At 38.3% G+C, this 18,967-nt stretch carries 18 protein-coding genes; all 18 read left to right on the top strand.

The window, feature by feature from the left end; translation table 11 throughout:
• Positions 1-122 precede the first annotated feature (122 nt).
• The 18 genes from GKE48_RS02400 to GKE48_RS02315 all read left to right on the top strand — a co-directional run bounded on the left by GKE48_RS02400 (position 123) and on the right by GKE48_RS02315 (position 18,927).
• Positions 123-1,355, top strand: coding sequence for a DUF1015 domain-containing protein (locus tag GKE48_RS02400; protein ID WP_022097845.1), 1,233 nt, complete (start codon positions 123-125; stop codon positions 1,353-1,355).
• Positions 1,356-1,656: 301 nt separating this feature from the next.
• A complete protein-coding gene (locus GKE48_RS02395) occupies positions 1,657-2,505 on the top strand; it encodes an alpha/beta hydrolase (protein ID WP_154300371.1) in 849 nt (282 codons plus the stop codon).
• Complete coding sequence (locus GKE48_RS02390) at positions 2,498-4,879, top strand: GlgB N-terminal domain-containing protein (RefSeq protein WP_154300370.1); 2,382 nt, start codon at positions 2,498-2,500, stop codon at positions 4,877-4,879. The genes GKE48_RS02395 and GKE48_RS02390 overlap by 8 nt, the downstream gene beginning before the upstream one ends.
• Positions 4,880-4,897: 18 nt before the next feature.
• The gene (locus tag GKE48_RS02385; protein ID WP_055286075.1) at positions 4,898-5,785 is read left to right on the top strand and encodes a mechanosensitive ion channel family protein; all 888 of its coding nucleotides are present in this window, start codon (positions 4,898-4,900) and stop codon (positions 5,783-5,785) included.
• 476 nt (positions 5,786-6,261) lie between these two features.
• The gene (locus tag GKE48_RS02380) at positions 6,262-7,071 is read left to right on the top strand and encodes a polyphosphate polymerase domain-containing protein (RefSeq protein WP_154300369.1); all 810 of its coding nucleotides are present in this window, start codon (positions 6,262-6,264) and stop codon (positions 7,069-7,071) included.
• Entirely contained in the window at positions 7,008-7,700 is a 693-nt protein-coding gene (locus GKE48_RS02375) for a DUF4956 domain-containing protein (protein WP_243138421.1), read from the top strand. Before GKE48_RS02380 ends, GKE48_RS02375 begins: the two co-directional genes overlap by 64 nt.
• 155 nt (positions 7,701-7,855) lie before the next feature.
• On the top strand, positions 7,856-8,113 hold the full coding sequence (locus tag GKE48_RS02370; RefSeq protein ID WP_012739017.1) for an IreB family regulatory phosphoprotein: 258 nt from the start codon (positions 7,856-7,858) through the stop codon (positions 8,111-8,113).
• A gap of 1 nt (position 8,114) precedes the next feature.
• Positions 8,115-8,537: a Holliday junction resolvase RuvX gene (gene ruvX / locus GKE48_RS02365; RefSeq protein WP_012739018.1), complete on the top strand. Its 423-nt coding sequence runs from the start codon at positions 8,115-8,117 to the stop codon at positions 8,535-8,537.
• A 21-nt stretch (positions 8,538-8,558) separates the two neighbouring features.
• Positions 8,559-8,822: a DUF1292 domain-containing protein gene (locus tag GKE48_RS02360; RefSeq protein ID WP_055286067.1), complete on the top strand. Its 264-nt coding sequence runs from the start codon at positions 8,559-8,561 to the stop codon at positions 8,820-8,822.
• A 50-nt stretch (positions 8,823-8,872) separates the two neighbouring features.
• The gene (locus tag GKE48_RS02355) at positions 8,873-10,543 is read left to right on the top strand and encodes a ribonuclease J (RefSeq protein ID WP_154300368.1); all 1,671 of its coding nucleotides are present in this window, start codon (positions 8,873-8,875) and stop codon (positions 10,541-10,543) included.
• A gap of 46 nt (positions 10,544-10,589) precedes the next feature.
• Positions 10,590-10,931, top strand: coding sequence for a YlbF/YmcA family competence regulator (locus GKE48_RS02350; RefSeq protein WP_055215433.1), 342 nt, complete (start codon positions 10,590-10,592; stop codon positions 10,929-10,931).
• 45 nt (positions 10,932-10,976) lie between these two features.
• Positions 10,977-11,354 carry a hypothetical protein gene (locus tag GKE48_RS02345; RefSeq protein ID WP_242854906.1) on the top strand — a complete coding sequence of 126 codons (378 nt, stop codon included), beginning with the start codon at positions 10,977-10,979 and terminating at the stop codon, positions 11,352-11,354.
• Positions 11,355-11,374: 20 nt separating this feature from the next.
• Entirely contained in the window at positions 11,375-12,016 is a 642-nt protein-coding gene (locus GKE48_RS02340; protein WP_055215431.1) for an O-methyltransferase, read from the top strand.
• Positions 12,017-12,027: 11 nt separating this feature from the next.
• Complete coding sequence (locus GKE48_RS02335; protein WP_172675996.1) at positions 12,028-13,293, top strand: peptidase U32 family protein; 1,266 nt, start codon at positions 12,028-12,030, stop codon at positions 13,291-13,293.
• A 76-nt stretch (positions 13,294-13,369) separates the two neighbouring features.
• Positions 13,370-14,023: an RNA polymerase sporulation sigma factor SigK gene (sigK, locus tag GKE48_RS02330; RefSeq protein WP_055215430.1), complete on the top strand. Its 654-nt coding sequence runs from the start codon at positions 13,370-13,372 to the stop codon at positions 14,021-14,023.
• 23 nt (positions 14,024-14,046) lie between these two features.
• The gene (locus tag GKE48_RS02325) at positions 14,047-15,864 is read left to right on the top strand and encodes an aminopeptidase P family protein (RefSeq protein ID WP_055215428.1); all 1,818 of its coding nucleotides are present in this window, start codon (positions 14,047-14,049) and stop codon (positions 15,862-15,864) included.
• Between the two features lies 1 nt (position 15,865).
• Positions 15,866-17,041, top strand: a complete 1,176-nt coding sequence (locus GKE48_RS02320) for a hypothetical protein (protein ID WP_055215426.1) — start codon at positions 15,866-15,868, stop codon at positions 17,039-17,041.
• Positions 17,042-17,130: 89 nt separating this feature from the next.
• Complete coding sequence (locus GKE48_RS02315) at positions 17,131-18,927, top strand: GspE/PulE family protein (RefSeq protein WP_055215424.1); 1,797 nt, start codon at positions 17,131-17,133, stop codon at positions 18,925-18,927.
• Positions 18,928-18,967 lie beyond the last annotated feature (40 nt).

Raw genomic sequence — 18,967 nt, 5'->3', positions numbered from 1 at the left:
AGACCAGTCATTTGTTGTAACATTTGGCTGGTCTTTCTTGTATTAAGGTCGTCTGAATGTTAAAATATATCTAATATATGAAAGTATAGTACTTAAGTTAAATAGTGCGGATGGAGGTTAGTATGGCAGTAATAAGACCATTTGAATGTGTCAGACCGGCTGAGAAAGTGGCAGACAGAGTAGCAGCTCTTCCTTATGATGTGTATGATTCAAAGGAAGCAAGAGCAGAGGTGGAAAGAGAACCATTATCATTTCTTAAGATTGACAGGGCAGAGACCCAGTTTGATGAATCAGTTGATATGTATAGTGAGCAGGTATATAAGAAAGCCCATGATATGCTTATGGAAGCTATAGATGATGGAACATTTATAACAGATAAGGACAAGGCATATTATGTGTATGAGCTTACAATGGATGGAAGGACACAGACAGGAATTGTAGCATGTGCTTCTATTGATGATTATCTTAATAATGTTATTAAGAAGCATGAGAACACAAGAGCTGATAAGGAATTAGACAGAATTAACCATGTTGATACATGCAGTGCCCAGACTGGTCCTATATTCCTGGCATACAGAGCTAATGCAGTAATAAGTGCAGAGGTTGCCAAAGCTAAGCAGGAAAAGCCTGTATACAGTTTTACAGCGGTTGATGGAATAAGACATCAGGTCTGGAAAATAAGCAGTAAAGAATCTGTAGAGGCTATAGAGAACGCATTTGCAGGAATCAACCAGATATATATTGCGGATGGACACCACAGGGCAGCTTCTGCTGTAAAGGTAGGTTTACGCAGAAGAGAAGCTAATCCGGGATATACAGGCAATGAAGAGTTCAATTATTTCCTGTCAGTATTATTCCCAGACGAAGAACTTATGATAATGCCATATAACAGAGTTGTAAAGGACCTGAATGGTTTAAGTGAAGAAGAGTTCATGGCAAAGATTAAAGATAAATTCACTGTAAGCGAGAGTAGCACACAGGTTGCACCTTCTAAGAAAGGTGAATTCGGAATGTATCTTGGCAAAAAATGGTACACACTCACAGCCAAAGAAGAAATCTTAAGCAGCGACCCGGTAGACGGATTAGATGTAGCAGTACTCCAGAACAACGTCTTAGAGCCACTCTTAGGAATCCACGACCCTAAAACAGATAAGAGAATAGACTTCGTAGGCGGAATCCGCGGTTTAGGCGAGCTTGAGAGAAGATGCTCAGAAGATTGTGTATTGGCATTCTCAATGTATGCAACATCAATAGGCGAATTATTTGCAGTAGCAGACGCAGGACTATTAATGCCACCTAAATCAACATGGTTTGAGCCTAAACTTAGAAGCGGACTTTTCATACATAGATTTTAAGTGGATTTTATGTATTTTCGGTGTAGATGTGCTGAAGGGTGATGTGTGTATATTTTCGTGCATGGTCTCATGATTCCTGCGCTTAGTGGGAGTAAATGCCGTTATCTGCAAAGTTTTTTACTGTGAACGAAAGCAAACGCGCTTCGCTTGAACGAGCTTTCATTCACAGCGCTTATGCATCTAACGGCATTAACTCCCACACAGCTCGTCATAAATCGACCACACACGAAAATATACGCACATCACCACCACTACACTACAGACATAATATACAGAATAATTCAGTTAGGAGGAGAAAATAATGTTACACGAAACATTTACTATAGAATTACCATATGAGGAGCTAGGGATAAAGCAGCAGGGCAGTGCCACAATAACAACTTATATCAAGGATGTGTTCCCTAAGGATCAGGATCCGTTTAAGAGACCTCTTATTGTTATCTGTCCGGGTGGCGGATATAATCATCATTCTCCAAGAGAAGGAGAAGCTATAGCTATTAAGATGCTTGATATGGGGTATAATGCTGTTGTATTGAGATACAGTCTTGCACCTGTTACGTATCCTGCACAGCTTTATGAGGCAGCCTATACAATGAAGTATGTAAGAGATAATGCAGCAGAGTGGGACGTTGATCCTGACAAAATCATTATCGCAGGATTTTCAGCAGGAGGTCATGTTGCCGGACTTCTTGGAACCGGATGGAATTCAAAAAGACTTGATTATCTTCTGGAAAATGTACTTCACTGCAGTCATGAGTATGTTAAGCCTGATGGCATGCTGTTAGGTTATCCTGTAATTACATCAGGAATTGATGCACACAGGGCATCATTTGAGAGAAGTCTTGGGGAAAAATATGATGAGTTTATAGATGAAGTGTCTATAGAAAAGAGAGTGGATAAGGACACACCACCTGCATTCATATGGCATACATGTGAAGATAAGACAGTTCCGCTTGAAAATTCATTACTTATGGTAGAGGCGTTAAGAAAACAGGAGATTCCGTTTGATTATCATGTATATGCTAAAGGTACTCATGGTCTTGGACTTGGCACACGAGAGACTGCGACTAAGAATATGGGACATTATGAACCACAGGTGTCATCATGGACGGAATGCTTTAAACAGTGGATGGGGGTAATGTATGAATAAAAACTTATACGGCCTGATGAACTGGCCGGAGATAGAGGGGATTGTATATGCAGAGTGTGACAAGCCAAAGGAGCTGCTTGGGGCACATGTTACCAGTAAGGGACTGCTTATACAGATAATGCGTCCGGATGCAGTGACAGTTAAGCTGCATATAGATGGTAGAAAAACTGCTGTTAATATGGAAAAGGTTGATGAAGCGGGATTTTTTGCAGCACTTGTTTCATCTAAGAAAAAGCTTTCATACACATACTCAGTGGAGAAGGTTAATGGAGAGGTCACAGAATATACGGATTCATACGCATTTGCAAATGTTACGAAACCGGAAGATTACAAAGCATTTCTTGCAGGAGAAGAGAAAAATGCAGCACATATATTCGGCGCTCATGAAAGAACTGTCAATGGCGTGAAGGGAGTGCTTTTTAATGTATGGGCACCTAAGGCACTCAGCGTAAGTGTCGTAGGAGAGTTTAACAAATACGACGGCAGAGTCCACTTAATGGAAAGAATTGAGGATACAGGAGTATTTGAACTGTTTATTCCGGGACTTGCAGCCGGATGCGGATATATGTATGAAATTAAGAGACAGGGTAAGGGAACTACAAGAAAGTTAGACCCTGTATCAAGACAGATATCATCAGTTCCAATTACTGCATCAGTGGTAAGTGATGAGAATATGCCTGATTCATATGCATGGAACGATGGGCTATGGATGATAAAGAGAAAGAAAGAAGCAGGAAAGAAGAAGCCCGTAACAGTATATGAGGTGTCACTTACTGACTGGCTGAAAGAAAAAAGTGCAGATGAGCTTGTGGATTTTGTAAAGCAGGAGGGATATACACATGTATGTTTCCTTCCGGTTGCAGAGTATCTTAATGAGGAGATGAATGGATATTCGACATTGGGATATTTTGCGGTGACACACCGAACAGGCGGCAGTGATGCATTTAAAAAGCTGGTTGATGACTGCCATAACGCTGGAATTGGCGTAATAATTGACTGGAATGGTGCTTACTTTGGTACAGAAGTTAAGGGATTGTATGATTTTGACGGGGCAGATGCTTACGGATATCTTAAGCCATCACTAGAGAAGCATCCTGAGTGGGATGTTGTCACATTTGACTACAAGAAAGGCGCTGTAAGAAGTTTTCTTTTATCAAGCGTATTAATGTGGCTTAATGATTACCATATTGACGGCATCAGAATTGACGGTGTTGCTTCAATGCTTTACCTCGATTATGGTAAGCAGCCAGGCACATGGACACCTAACATGTATGGCGGCAATGAGAATCTTGACGCAATCGAATTTCTTAAGACTATGAACAAATATATTGCTAAACGTGGCGATGGCTGTTTTACAATAGCAGAAGAATCAAGCGGCTGGTTTGGAGTTACTGCGGCAGATAATGATGACCCTCTTATGTTTACTTATAAGCAGAATAACTGCTGGACTAAGGATTTTCTTGAATTCATGGGAACTGACCCGCTGTTCAGAAAAGGTGAGTATGACAAGCTGACATATGGAATGCTCTATAATTACGGAGAGGATTTCATGCTCTCGCTCAATCATGATGATTTCAGGGAGAAAGCATTTGTGGATATGGTGTCAGGCAGTGATGAGAAGGCACATTTGTCAGATATCAAGGCTGCACTTGGATTCATGTATGCACATCCGGGAAGCAAGATGTTTGCAGCAGGACAGGATGCAGGACTTGAGAAATTCATGTCGGAGCTTAATAAGTTCTATGCGAAAAATGCGGCTCTATATGAGCTTGACAATGACCCTGATGGATTTATGTGGCTCGAGAATTCTAATCCGGAAGAGACTGTTATTGCAATGCAGAGAGCTGACAGCAAGGGTAATAAGCTTGTGATTGCTGTGAATTTTACTCCTGTTAGGAGGGAAAACTACAGACTTCACGTTGATGTGCGTGGAAAGTATAAGGAAGTATTTAACAGTGATTGGAAGAAGTTCGGTGGAGACGAGAAGGTTAATGGACAGATTATCAAATCAGATAATGATGGTGATGATATGGAATATATTGATATTACACTTCCTGGACTTTCATTCGTTATATATAACAGTGAACCGTATACACAGCTTGAACTCGAGGAAATCGCTGTATTAAAGAGGGCTGCAATTGCAAAGAAGGAAGCCATGAGAAAGGCAGCAGAGGCTGAAATGCTTGAACTTGCTGCAGCAGAGGAAGCAAAGCGGGCGGTTGAAGCAAGAAAACAGGCAGAGAAAGCCTGCATGGAAGCACTTCAGGCTAAGGAAGAAGCTGTAAGAAAAGCAGAAGAAGCAGCGCGTGCAAGTGAAGAGATTGATATAGAGACTAAGAAGAAGTTAGAACAGCTTAAAAAGAAGATGAAATAATACAAAGGGGGATCAGCTATGGGATTCATAGGACTTGTGGCAGATGCAGCCACAACAATCCAGCAGGAAACAGGTGAGATAACCAGATTCTTTTCTATTGCCCATGTTAAGCAGCTTCTCAATGATTTAGGAAACTGGTCGGTTTCACTTATTGGTAAAATTGTTATTGCTGTCTTAATATGGTTTATTGGCAAGAAGATAATCAGGGTACTTGATAAGCTTGTAAAGAAGATACTGGACAGAAGCACGCTAGATAAAGGCGTTGTTAATTTTGTGGTATCAGTGCTTAAGTTTGTAATGTATGCAATACTTATCATGATAGTTGTGGATAAGCTGGGATTTCAGACGACATCACTGCTCACACTTTTTGGCTCTGCAGCACTTGCGATTGGTATGTCCCTGCAGGGAAGCCTTTCAAACTTTGCAGGAGGAATTCTTATTCTTATATTCAAGCCTTTTAAGGTTGGTGATTATATTATAGTCGGAACTAATGAAGGAACTGTAAAGTCTATAGAGATTCTTTACACAAGGCTTGTTACTATTGATAATAAAGTAGTAATGCTCCCGAACGGTTCACTTTCTAATTCAAGCATTGTTAACGTAGGTGCAGAGAATACAAGAAGAATTGATATTCAGATAGGAATTGGCTATTCATCAGATATTCCTAAAGCCAAGAAGCTTCTTGAACAGGTTATTAATAGTGAGAAGGGGATACTTAAGGACAAGGATATTCTGGTTGTTGTCAAGAGCCTTGATGAAAGCTGTGTAACACTTGAGACAAGAGCCTGGGTTAATACAGCAGACTACTGGAATGTAAGATTTAACCTGCTTGAAAGATATAAGAATATATTTGATGAGAATGGAATTGAGATTCCGTTCAACCAGCTTGATGTACATATGAAGTAGTTTTTTTGAAGGATGCCGCGAAAGTGGCATCCTTTTTTGACTTCGGCTGCATATTGGACTGCAGTAATTGCTTGGTAATCTGCTAAAACCTACTAGATATTAAGAAAACTGGAATTTAGTAGGCTTATTTTTAGAACTTTTAACATGAGAAATTGTCAAAGACCCATTAAAACATTTCATACCAGTGATTTAGTGGGTGTTTTTGACGTTAGAAGAAAGAAAAACAAATGATTAGATATAACTAACCGGCGCTAGAAACCTACTAAATTATAAAGTTATAAGCCATTAGTAGGTCTTAGATGATATATGGATGTTATCAGATGCTTTTGTAAACCTACTATTCTGCAACAAAGTAATGTTTGTGTGGTTTTTTCACAAAACTACACTGATTTTACTTATTTTTTACATAGATTGGTCACATTTTCCAATTAATATCTTACTTGTAAGAACGAAAGAGACAGAAAGGAGTGCCTGATATGGCAATTGAAGTTTTCAACCGTTATGAGAAGAAATACATTATAGATGAAGATACTTTTCATAAACTGACTTACCAGATAGCTGATTATATGAATCCGGATGCGTATAACAGAAATGGTGAGGCGTACAGAATCAGCAACATATATTATGATACTGAGAATGATCAGCTTATAAGAGCTTCTATTGAGAAACCGGTATACAAAGAAAAGTTAAGACTGAGAGCTTATGGGACGCCAGAGCTTACAGATAACGTCTTTGTAGAGATTAAGAAGAAGTACGATGGTATTGTCAATAAAAGAAGAACTTCAATGACGCTTCAGGAGGCATATGATTTTCTTGATGACGACATATGTCCAGATAACCATGAAGGAAGAATAAACAGGCAGGTGCTTAAGGAGATAGATTACTTCAAGAATTTCTACCATTTGCAGCCTAAAGTTTATCTTTCATATGACAGATTTGCATACTTTGAGAAAGATGACGGTGATTTCAGAATTACATTTGATAAAAATATTACGACCAGAAGGGAAGATATAAGACTCGAGCATGGAAGCTATGGAAAGAAGCTTTTGCCGGATGGTCAGTATTTAATGGAAGTTAAGATAAGCGGCGCTGTTCCGCTGTGGTTTACTAAGATAATATCAGGACTTAATGTTTACCCGGTATCGTTTTCTAAGTATGGTACTGAATATAAGCAGTATGTCCTTACGAATTACACAAGCTTAATGTATAAAGGAGAAAATATATGTTTGAATCAATCTTTACATCAACATCAGAGAATACAATCAGCATTAGCCAGTCAATGTTAGGAATATTAGTAGCAGTTGTTATTGGTTTAGTGATTGCTTTTGTGTATACACTTGTATCAAAGAAGGATGGATATAATAAAAGCTTTATAATAGGTCTTGCTCTTTTACCAGCAATAGTGGCAGCAGTTATTCTTCTTGTAGGAAGTAATGTTGCAAGAGCGTTTTCAATGGCGGGAGCTTTTGCTTTAGTAAGATTCCGTTCAGCACCGGGAAGTGCTAAAGATATTTCAGTAGTGTTTTTTGCAATGGCAACAGGTCTTGCATGCGGACTTGGTTTTGTGACATTTGCAGGGTGCTTCGCAGTAATAATTCTTCTTGTATTTGTAGTGTTATCGGTAACAGGATTTGGAACAAGAGATGCACATAGAAAACAGTTAAGAATCACAATTCCAGAGAATCTTAACTATATGGCAGTATTTGATGATATATTTGATAAGTATCTTAGTGAAAATGTACTTAGAAAAGTAAAGACAACTAATATGGGTACAATGTTTGAACTTACCTATGAATGCAGGATGAAATACGAGAGCGAGCAGAAGCAGTTCATAGATGAGTTAAGAGTAAGGAATGGTAATCTCAATATTACAATGGGGATGATGCCGGATTCGGATGGCGGATACCTTAATTAATGCATTAATCATATTATATAATAACAGAACTGCCCGGACAAATTCATGCCGTCCGGGCAGTTTTACATTTTTTTTACAATCTTTTTTATGTCAGGCACTTGTATAATTCGCATATTTATTATATTATAAACAATATACGAAAGGGCGTGGTAGATATGGTAGATAACAACACTCAATTTTTTAAAACTCAGCCAGAGAAGACAATTTCAGTAGAAGGAATACTTGAGCAGGTATATCTTGCACTTAAAGAGAAGGGGTACAATCCGGTTAACCAGATAGTAGGTTATATTATGTCTGGTGACCCAACATATATTACAAGCCATAACAATGCAAGAAGCCTTATTATGAAGGCTGAAAGAGACGAGCTTGTTGAAGAGGTTGTAAGATATTTCATTGAAGGTAAAGGCTTATAATATGAGAATTATAGGCTTAGATGTCGGGACGAAGACTGTTGGAGTTGCCTTGAGCGATCCGCTTGGGATAACTGCACAGCCTTTCGAAACGATAACAAGAAAAGAGAATAATAAGTTACGAAGAACTTATGCCAGAATAGAACAGATTATATCCGAATATGATGTAACTGAAATCGTGGTTGGCTATCCTAAGAACATGGATGATACTATTGGGGAACGGGCTAAGGCCTGTGAAGAATTTGCAGCAGCACTGGAGAGACGAACAGGATTACCTGTTACACTGTGGGATGAAAGACTTACTACAGTTGAAGCAGACGAAGTCCTTGAAGAATGCGGGATGAGGCGAGAAAACCGCAAGACAGTTATTGATCAGCTTGCGGCTGTTTTTATTTTGCGTGGATATATGGAATCTAAACAGAAGTAATATTTGGAGGATTTGTTTTTCATGGAAAAGCTTGAATTTATTGACGAGAACGGTGAGAAGACACAATTTTATGTGATTGAAGAAACTAGAATTAACGGAATTAATTACCTGCTTGTATCAGAGTCAGATAATGAGGACGAGGAAGCAGAAGCTTATATTCTTAAGGATACATCTGATGCGGCAAGTGAAGAAGCTGTTTATGAGTTTGTAGAGGAAGACAGTGAACTTGAAGTGGTAGGCAAGGTGTTTTCTGAATTAATGGATGATGATGTTGAACTTAAATAAGGTGTGAGCCTTATTCATATTTTATATTTTATTTTTATTATGAGGTGTTTATGAAAAAAGCAGAGAATGCGTCTGTCAGGATTATACCATTGGGTGGTCTTGAGCAGATAGGAATGAACATTACTGCCATTGAGTATGATGACAGTATTGTTGTTGTGGATTGTGGCTTATCTTTCCCAGAGGAAGATATGCTTGGTATTGATTTAGTTATACCGGATGTTACTTATCTTAAGGAGAATCTTAATAAGGTTAAAGGATTCGTTATTACTCATGGACATGAGGATCATATTGGTGCAATTCCATATGTTTTAAAGGATGTCAATGTTCCTATATACGCTACTAAGCTTACTATGGGACTTATAGAGTCAAAGCTTAAGGAACATAATATGTTAAAGTTAGTTAAGAGAAAGGTTGTTAAGTATGGACAATCTGTAACTCTTGGCGATTTCAGGGTTGAGTTCATAAGAACTAACCATAGTATTGCAGATGCTGCAGCACTTGCTATATACTCACCGGCAGGAATTATTGTCCACACAGGAGATTTTAAGGTTGATTATACACCTGTATATGGTGATCCTATTGATCTTCAAAGACTTGGTGAACTTGGAAAGAAGGGTGTACTTGCACTTATGTGCGACAGTACGAATGCTTTAAGACCTGGTTTTACTATGTCAGAGAGAACTGTTGGAGCTACATTTGAAAAGATATTCAATGACAATAAGAACAGCAGAATAATCATAGCTACATTTGCATCTAATGTAGACAGAGTACAGCAGATTATTAATTCAGCGGTTAAATATGGCAGAAAAGTCTGTGTTGAAGGCCGAAGTATGGTTAATATTATTGAGGTTGCAGAAGACCTTGATTATCTTAAGATTCCGGACGGAACTCTTATTGAAACGGATGAGATGAAGAATTATACACCTGAGCAGATTGTTCTTATTACAACAGGTAGTCAGGGTGAATCAATGGCTGCTCTTTCAAGAATGGCAGCTAACCTTCATAGAAAGGTATCTATCCAGCCTGGCGACTGCGTAGTATTTTCATCAACTCCTATACCTGGTAATGAGAAGTCAGTAGCCAAGGTTATTAATGAGCTTGGTATGAAGGGTGCTAAGGTTATATTCCAGGATACACATGTATCAGGACATGCATGTCAGGAAGAGATTAAGCTTATATATTCTCTTGTAAAGCCTAAGTATTCTATTCCTGTTCACGGTGAGTACAGACACCTTGTTGCACAGAGAGATGTTGTTATGTCACTTGGATATGACAAGGATCATGTTATTATTGCCAAATCAGGAGATGTGTTAGAACTTAATGATGAGCATGCACAGGTTGTAGATCATGTCCAGACAGGAGCTATTTTTGTTGATGGACTTGGCGTAGGTGATGTAGGAAATATTGTATTAAGAGACAGACAGAACCTTGCAGAGAATGGTATTATCATTGTTGTTCTTACACTTGAAAAATATACCGGACAGCTTATAGCAGGCCCGGATATTGTTACAAGAGGTTTTGTGTATGTAAGAGAGGCTGAAGAGCTTCTTGATGAGGCAAGAGCAATTGTATCTGATTCAGTTGAAAAGTGTCTTGATAAGAATATTACTGACTGGAGTAAGATTAAGAATATTATTAAAGATGACTTGAGCGAGTATCTCTGGAAGAAGATTAAGAGAAATCCTGTGATACTTCCAATCATTATGGAGGCACAGATATAATATATGTTGCCGGATATTACTGCAGACAGTTGGAGAGGTGTTTTTCATGCGTAGAATTGATGAACTTAAGAAAGAGATTATACATGAAATTCTTAACAGTGAAGAATATAGGGAATACAGAAGACTTCAGTCTGAAATAGACAGGACGCCTGACTTGAAGAGGCAGGTGGATGAATTCCGTATGAGGAATTTTGAATTACAGAATTCAGAAAATGTTCCAGACATGTTTGCAGCAATGGAGAATCTTAATAAGGAATATGCCGACATGAGGAATCAGGACATTGTAAACAGATATCTTATGACAGAGATTACATTTTGCAGATTTATGAGAGATATATATAAGGATATTGCCGAGGCAGTAGACATGGACCTTGATTTTTTAGGGTGAATCATATATAGTGTAGCTTATTAAAGAAGAGGAGAATCAGGTTTTATGAGCAATAAATCAATCAGGATGCTGGTATCGGTATCGCTGAATGTTTTAATAATTGTTTTAGGAATATATCTCGTGTTTTTTATGGGAAGCAAGGCGTATTCATTTGGTGAGAAGATATTTAATGAACAGGCAGTTGATTCAGATGATAATGCCCGTACAGTTGAGGTTACTATAACAACAGACATACAGGCTAAGAAGCTTGCTGGCATGCTTTATGATAAAGGACTTGTACATGATAAAACGATAGCATATTTTCAGATTCAGTTCTCAGATTATAAGGATAAGTTTATAGGTGGAACTTATGAGCTTAACACGGGAATGACACCTACTGAGATTATGCAAGTACTGGCACAGTCAGACAGTGAGGAAGAATAACTTAATTGTAAGGGGAATATATGATAGTCAATGAAAGAGTAGTTGCCTATATTAATTCTCTCGATTGTGGTAATTCTGATATATGTAATACAATTGAAAAAGAAGCGATTGCGGATGAAGTCCCAATCATTAGAAAAGAGATGGGTAATTTGCTGAAGGTGCTGTTACAGCTTGTACAGCCTGAAAGGATTCTGGAAGTTGGAACAGCAGTAGGTTACTCATCTATTCTTATGAGTGAGAATATGCCGGAAAAATGCACAATTACTACAATAGAGAATTATGATAAGAGAATACCTGTGGCAAGAAATAATTTTAAAAGGGCAGGAAAAGAGAATGTTATAACACTTATAGAGGGAGATGCGCTGGAAGTGTTGAAGACTCTGGAAGGTCCATATGATTTCATATTCATGGATGCTGCCAAGGGACAGTATATTAATTATCTTCCTGATATTAAGAGAGTCCTTAGAAAAGGCGGACTTCTTATATCGGATAATATTCTGCAGGAGGGAGAAATAGTGGAATCCCGCTATGCAGTTACGAGAAGAAACAGAACAATTCATACAAGGATAAGGGAATATGTGTATGAGCTTACTCATACAAAGGATTTTGTGACATCTATTGTTCCTATCGGCGATGGAATTACACTCAGTGTGAAACAGTAAAGGAGAATAATATGGCAGGACATATGTATAATGGCAGAGAAACAGAACTTCTTATACCAGCAAGCAGTCTTGAAGTTTTAAAGATAGCAGTAATATTCGGTGCAGATGCCGTATATATCGGTGGTGAAGCATTTGGATTAAGAGCTAAGGCTAAGAATTTTTCAATAGAAGATATGAAAGAGGGCGTTAAGTTTGCCCATGAAAGAAATGTCAAGGTATACGTTACAGCTAATATTCTGGCACATAACTATGACCTTGAGGGTGCAAGAGCTTACTTTGAGGAACTTAAGGAAGTAGGACCTGACGCACTCATTATATCGGATCCGGGAATGTTTACAATAGCAAAGGAAGTACTTCCGGATATTGATATACATATAAGCACACAGGCTAATAATACTAACTATATGACATATAATTTCTGGTGGAATCAGGGCGCTAAGAGAGTGGTTTCAGCAAGAGAATTATCGCTTGAGGAGATTAAGGAGATAAGAGCACATATCCCTGATGAGATGGAGATTGAGACATTCATGCATGGAGCAATGTGTATATCTTATTCAGGCAGATGCCTGTTATCAAGCTTCCTTACAGGAAGAGATGCTAACAGGGGAGCATGTACACATCCATGCCGTTGGAAATATGCTGTTGTTGAGGAAAACAGACCGGGACAGTACATGCCTGTATATGAGAATGAGAGAGGAACATATATATTTAACTCTAAGGATTTATGCATGATAGAGCATATTCCAGAGATGGTAAGTTCAGGCATTGACTCATTTAAGATTGAAGGACGTATGAAGACAGCTCTGTATGTTGCAACTGTTGCGAGAACATACAGACTTGCTATTGATGATTTTATAGAAGATCCTGAAAAGTACAAGGCTAGAATCCCATTCTATAAGAGTGAGATAAGCAAATGTACTTACAGACAGTATACAACAGGTTTCTTCTTTGGAAAGCCGGACGAGAATACACAGATATATGACAGTAACACATATATCAGGGAATACACATATCTTGGTATCGTAGGAGATACTAACGAGCAGGGACTTTACCATATTGAGCAGCGAAACAAGTTCTCAGTTGGCGAGACAATTGAAGTAATGAAGCCGGATGGACAGAATATAGAAGTCACAGTTAAGCGTATTGTCGATGAGAATGGTAAGGATATGGATAGCTGTCCACATCCTAAGCAGAATCTCTATATTGATTTAGGAATCCAGCTTGATAAGTATGATATCTTAAGACGCCAGGAAGAAGAAACAGAAGTAAACAGTTAAATTAAAGAGACAGTTGGATAGGCAATTAAAGGCACCTTTACACATATGATATATAAAAATGTGTAGGGGTGCCTTTTTGAAAACGTTTGAAAAACCATTATCGGCACAGGAAGAGAAAGAATTGCTGATAAAATTACGCGAAGGCGATAGTGTGGCCAGAAATGCTCTTATAGAAAAGAACATGCGTCTTGTTGCACATATAGTCAAAAAATATACCTCTACTGAACGTGATTATATTAATGAAGACCTTATTTCAGTGGGAACAATAGGACTTATTAAGGCTGTTGATTCATTTGACATAGAAAGAAATGTGAGATTCTCAACATATGCTGCCAAATGTATAGACAACGAGATTCTTATGCTTTTCCGGCAGGATAAAAAGAAGGAACGGGAAGTGTCTCTTAATGAGCCTATAGGAAAGGACAAAGAGGGAAATGAGATAAGCCTTAAGGATATTATAGGAGAAGATTCAGAGAAGAAACAGCCGGATGCTGTGGAAGATTATATGTTTTATGAGCAGATTAAGTGTATATATGGTAATATAGAAAAGGTACTTGCACCAAGAGAGATAGAGATATTAAAATACAGGTATGGACTTTTTGGTGCAAAAGAGTGCACACAGAATGAACTTGCTGACAGGCTTGGAATAAGCAGAAGCTATGTGAGCAGAATAGAGAAAAAGGCACTTGGTAAATTAAGAGAAGTGCTTATTGAGCGGAAACTTATATGATAATATAGTCAGGAGGACATGAAATGCAGATTACAGATGCAAAGGTAATAGCAGGCAGATTATCTAAAGTAAGGGATATCATGAAATCAGAAGGCGTTGATATATATGTAGTCGTAACAGGTGATTACCATATATCGGAGTATGCAGGAGATTATTTTAAGGAAAGAGAATTCATTACAGGATTCACAGGCTCTGCCGGAACGGCTGTTATAACACAGGATGATGCAAGGCTTTTCACTGACGGAAGATATTTCGTGCAGGCTGAAAAGCAGATTGAAGGGACAGGCTTTTCACTGATGAGGGTCGGCGCTCCGGGTGTTATGAATGTGGCACAGTACTGTGAGAGTATAGTTAAAGATGGAATGAGCATGGGATTTGATGGAAGAACCATGCCGGCTGAAGAAGGAATTGAGCTGTCTGATATATGTAAAAAAGCAGGAGCAGGCTGTTTATATGATTTTGATGCAATTGAGAATATATATGAGGACAGGGCAGAGTTCCCACACAGCAAAGCATTTTATCTTGATGAAGAGTACTCAGGAGAAAGCATAATAAGCAAGCTTTCAAGAATAAGAAAGTACATGGATAATAAAAATGCTGATATACATATTATGGCAACGCTTGACGACATATGCTGGACATTCAATATAAGGGGATGCGATGTTGAGTGCAACCCTGTTATTATGGCGTATTCAGTGATAACTAAGGATGAAGCATACATATATACTGATAAGGACAGGTTTGATGATAAGACACTGGCCAAATTCGGAGAGGCATGTGTAGAGGTGCTGCCATATGACAGCATATATGAAGACATTACCAGAATGAATGGAAAAGTGCTTATTGATAAGAGACGTGTGAATATGCGTATATATCAGCTTATACAGTCTGGAAGAGATGTGGAAGCAGTACTGTCTGACAATCCAGCAATGCTTTTTAAAGCAATAAAGAATGAGACAGAGATAAGGAATCTATACAGCGTACATGTTGACGATGGCGTGGCTGTAACAAAATTCATATTCTGGCTTAAGAAAAATGTTGCATCAGGTAATATAACAGAGGCAGATGCAGCGGCATATCTTGATAATTTAAGAAGCAATATAAAAGATTACATAGAACTAAGCTTTGACACAATCAGTGCGTATAATGCAAATGCAGCGATGATGCATTACCATGCAGATGAAACCAATGCGGCTGTCTTAAAGCCAGAAGGCATGCTGCTTGTGGATTCAGGCGGACAGTATATGCGTGGAACAACTGATATAACAAGAACAATAGCACTTGGACCTGTGACTGATGAGATGAAGATGTATTACACACTTACACTTAAAGGCATGTTAAGCCTGGCAAATGCAAAATTTCTGAAAGGCTGTAACGGTTTCAGTCTTGATATTCTTGCCAGAGCACCTCTGTGGAATGTCGGAATGGACTACCGCTGCGGAACAGGACATGGAATAGGATACCTTTTAAATGTGCATGAGAGTCCTAATGGATTTCGATGGAAGCACAATCCGGGCAAGAATGATCTTGCAGTTATTGAAGAGGGCATGGTTACATCTGATGAGCCAGGGGTATACATTGAGGGCAGGTTCGGTATAAGAATTGAAAATGAGATCGTATGTCAGAAAGATTTCGACAATGAATATGGCACATTTTTAAAGTTTGACATGCTTACAGTTGTTCCGATAGATTTAGAACTTGTTGATGTAAATTATCTTGATGATGTGGATATTGAGCGGCTCAATAAGTATCAGGAAAGAGTATATAAGACACTTGAGTCGTATTTTGATGGAGAAGAAAAGAATATGTTAAGAGAGGCGACAAGACCAGTAGGAGTATGATATGGAGTTAAAAGAATTTTCACATAAGGGTGAAGCAATTGAAAAGGAGATTAAGAAGGAGTTCCAGTTTATGGGACGGACAATTAAGAAACGCCGCGTAGGACTGATTATTGCAGCGGCTGGAGTGATAGCGGTAATTGCTGTTGCACTTTTTATCCATTCACAGCAGTTTGATGTGTGGGATTATATAACTATAAGTTATGAAGGTGCTAACGGATATGCAAAACCGGTGTTTACTCTTAATAAGGATAAGCTGTATAAGGAGCTTATGGGTAAAAGTACAGATTCAGATAAATCATACAATGTTAAAATGCTGATTGCTTCTATAGAAACAAGTACAGATGAAGAAGATATTGCCAATGGTGATACTTATAAAGTAAGGCTTGAGGTTGATAAAAAATATGAGGATGCGGCAGGAGTCAGCATGGGAGGCGGCAATAAGAAGATAAAAGCATCAGGAATATCAAAAGGAACATCTGTGGAATTGTTTGATAAGGTTGATGTTACATTTACCGGTGTAAGTCCGCAGGCTGGCATTGTTATCACTAATAACTGGGAAGATGAGTATCTGTCAGGACTTACATTTACTCCTGATAAAAAAGACAATATAAGTCTTGGGGATTCAGTGAAGATAACATGCAATACTTCTTATGAAGATATTGCAAGACACGGATTTCTTGTACATAATATAGAAACTTCTTATAATGCAGACAAGCTTCCGGAATATGTTGATGATGTATCGCTGATTGATAAAAAGGTTATAGAACAGGTTAGCAAAGAAGTTCTGGAGACAATTAATAAAGAAACGGCAGATAACACATTTCATATGTTATATAAAGCAACAAAGGATACTGCCTATCTGTATCACATTAATGAGGAAACATGCAGTGATGCAAAGATTACTGGAATATATTATTTACAGAAAAAAGGAAATGCTGGAGAGACTAATAATTACATATATATAACTGCTTCAGCGACAATATCTGACTCGGAAGACAGCAAAACGGTTTATTTTGCATTTTCATATAGCAATGCTTATATAAATGCAGATGGAACATTTGATATGAACCATGATAATGAAGAAAAGAGGTATGTCTGCAGTACAGATTACGATTCACTTTACAGTGAATGTATTGGCAGTAAAAGTGACAACTATACTATAAAAGAGGTTAAATAGCTGTTTGTATATAGTATGTTGATGTGATATAATCTTACTATAAATGCGCAATAGCAGGAGTGGAGACTGCCTGCGGAAAGAGGTTGAAGGTGAATTACAGAAAGAAAGTTAGATTGGGTGATGTTCTTGTTAAAAAGGGAATTATAGATGAGAACCAGTTACAGACTGCACTTTCAAGACAGAGAGAGCAGGGGAAGATGCTCGGTGAGATGGTTATAGCATTGGGATATGCTACCCAGAGAGATATTAATGAGGCACTTTGCGACAGTCTGGGGATTGATTTTGTTGATATGCGAGAGACGGAGATAAGTGATGATGTTCTGTCTATGTTAGATGAGAATATTATGAGAAAGTACACTCTCGTACCATTAGGTGATGCACCTGATAATCCTGGAGCAATCAGGGTTGCCATGGCTGATCCTACTAATATTCTTGCCATGGATGACATTAATATTGTAACTGGTAAACAGGTTGTTCCGGTTCTTGCTAATGCAACTGATATTAATGCATTTTTAGATAAGGCGTTTGGACAGAAACAGGCACAGAGTATTGTGGATCTGTATAAGAAAGAGCAGGGCGAGACTGTAAGAGAAGAAACTAAAGAAGACAAGGCTAGAAGAGAAGAGATTGAGAATGCGCCTATTGTTCAGCTTATCAATAGTGTAATTGAGCAGGCTGTAAGACAGAGAGCTTCTGATATACATATTGAGCCGATGGAAAGAGATATCCGTGTAAGATACAGAATAGATGGTAATCTTCGTGAAATTATCCAGTACGATAATACACTTCTTGGTGCTATTACAACCCGTATCAAGATTATGTCAGGAATGGATATTTCTGAGAAGAGAAAACCACAGGATGGACGTATTACCATTAACGTAGATGGAAGAGAATATGATATCCGAGTATCTAATCTTCCTACAGTATATGGCGAGAAATGCGTTATGAGAATTGCGTCCAAGGAAGGATTTAACATTGATAAATCAAAACTTGGACTTACATCGGCTGATCTTAAGGTATTTGATGATATATTAAAGAATCCACATGGAATTATTCTTGTAACAGGACCTACAGGATCTGGTAAATCTACAACTCTTTATACTGCATTAAGTGAACTTAATACAGAAGATGTTAATATTATTACTGTTGAAGACCCAGTTGAGGCTAATATTGATGGTATTAATCAGGTTCAGGTTAATAATAAAGCAAATCTTACATTTGCAACTGCATTAAGATCAATCTTACGACAGGATCCGGATATCATTATGATTGGTGAGATCCGAGATGGTGAGACTGCTGAGATTGCGGTTAGAGCATCTATTACAGGCCATCTTGTTGTAAGTACACTGCATACTAATAGTACGGCAAGTTCTGTTGCCCGTCTTGAAGATATGGGAATTGAGTCATACCTCATAGCTGATTCACTTGTTGGTATTATCGCACAGCGTCTTGTAAGAAAGCTGTGTGACTGTAAGATGCCAAAAGAGGCAAGTGCAGCTGAGAAGGAGATGCTTGGAGTTAATCCTGACGAGCCATTTACAATATATGAACCATGCGGATGTAAGTTATGTAATGGAACAGGATACTATGGACGACTTGGTATATATGAGATTATGAAGATAACACCGTCTATAAAGAGACTTATATCAAGGCATGCAGAAGCAGAAGAGATTAAAAAACAGGCTATAAGTGAGGGTATGAATACGCTTAAGATGGCTGCGGTTAATGCGGTTAAAGATGGTGTCACAACTATAGCTGAGATGGTTAAAGCAACTTATGAAGCTGAAGAAGATGATTCAAGACCTAAGGCAGCAGATACATCAGCTTCTTCTGGAATATCAGTTTCTTCCGGAGTAGAAGAAATTGAACTTGAGCAGATTGACTAAGAATCTGCCAGATATACAATTATAGATATATGGGGGCTTA

It is taken from the genome of Lachnospira eligens (assembly GCF_009680455.1).
GTDB classification, from domain to species: domain Bacteria; phylum Bacillota; class Clostridia; order Lachnospirales; family Lachnospiraceae; genus Lachnospira; species Lachnospira eligens_A.
Note: the sequence above shows the minus strand (reverse complement) of the source record. Positions and strands in the feature narration are given on the sequence as shown.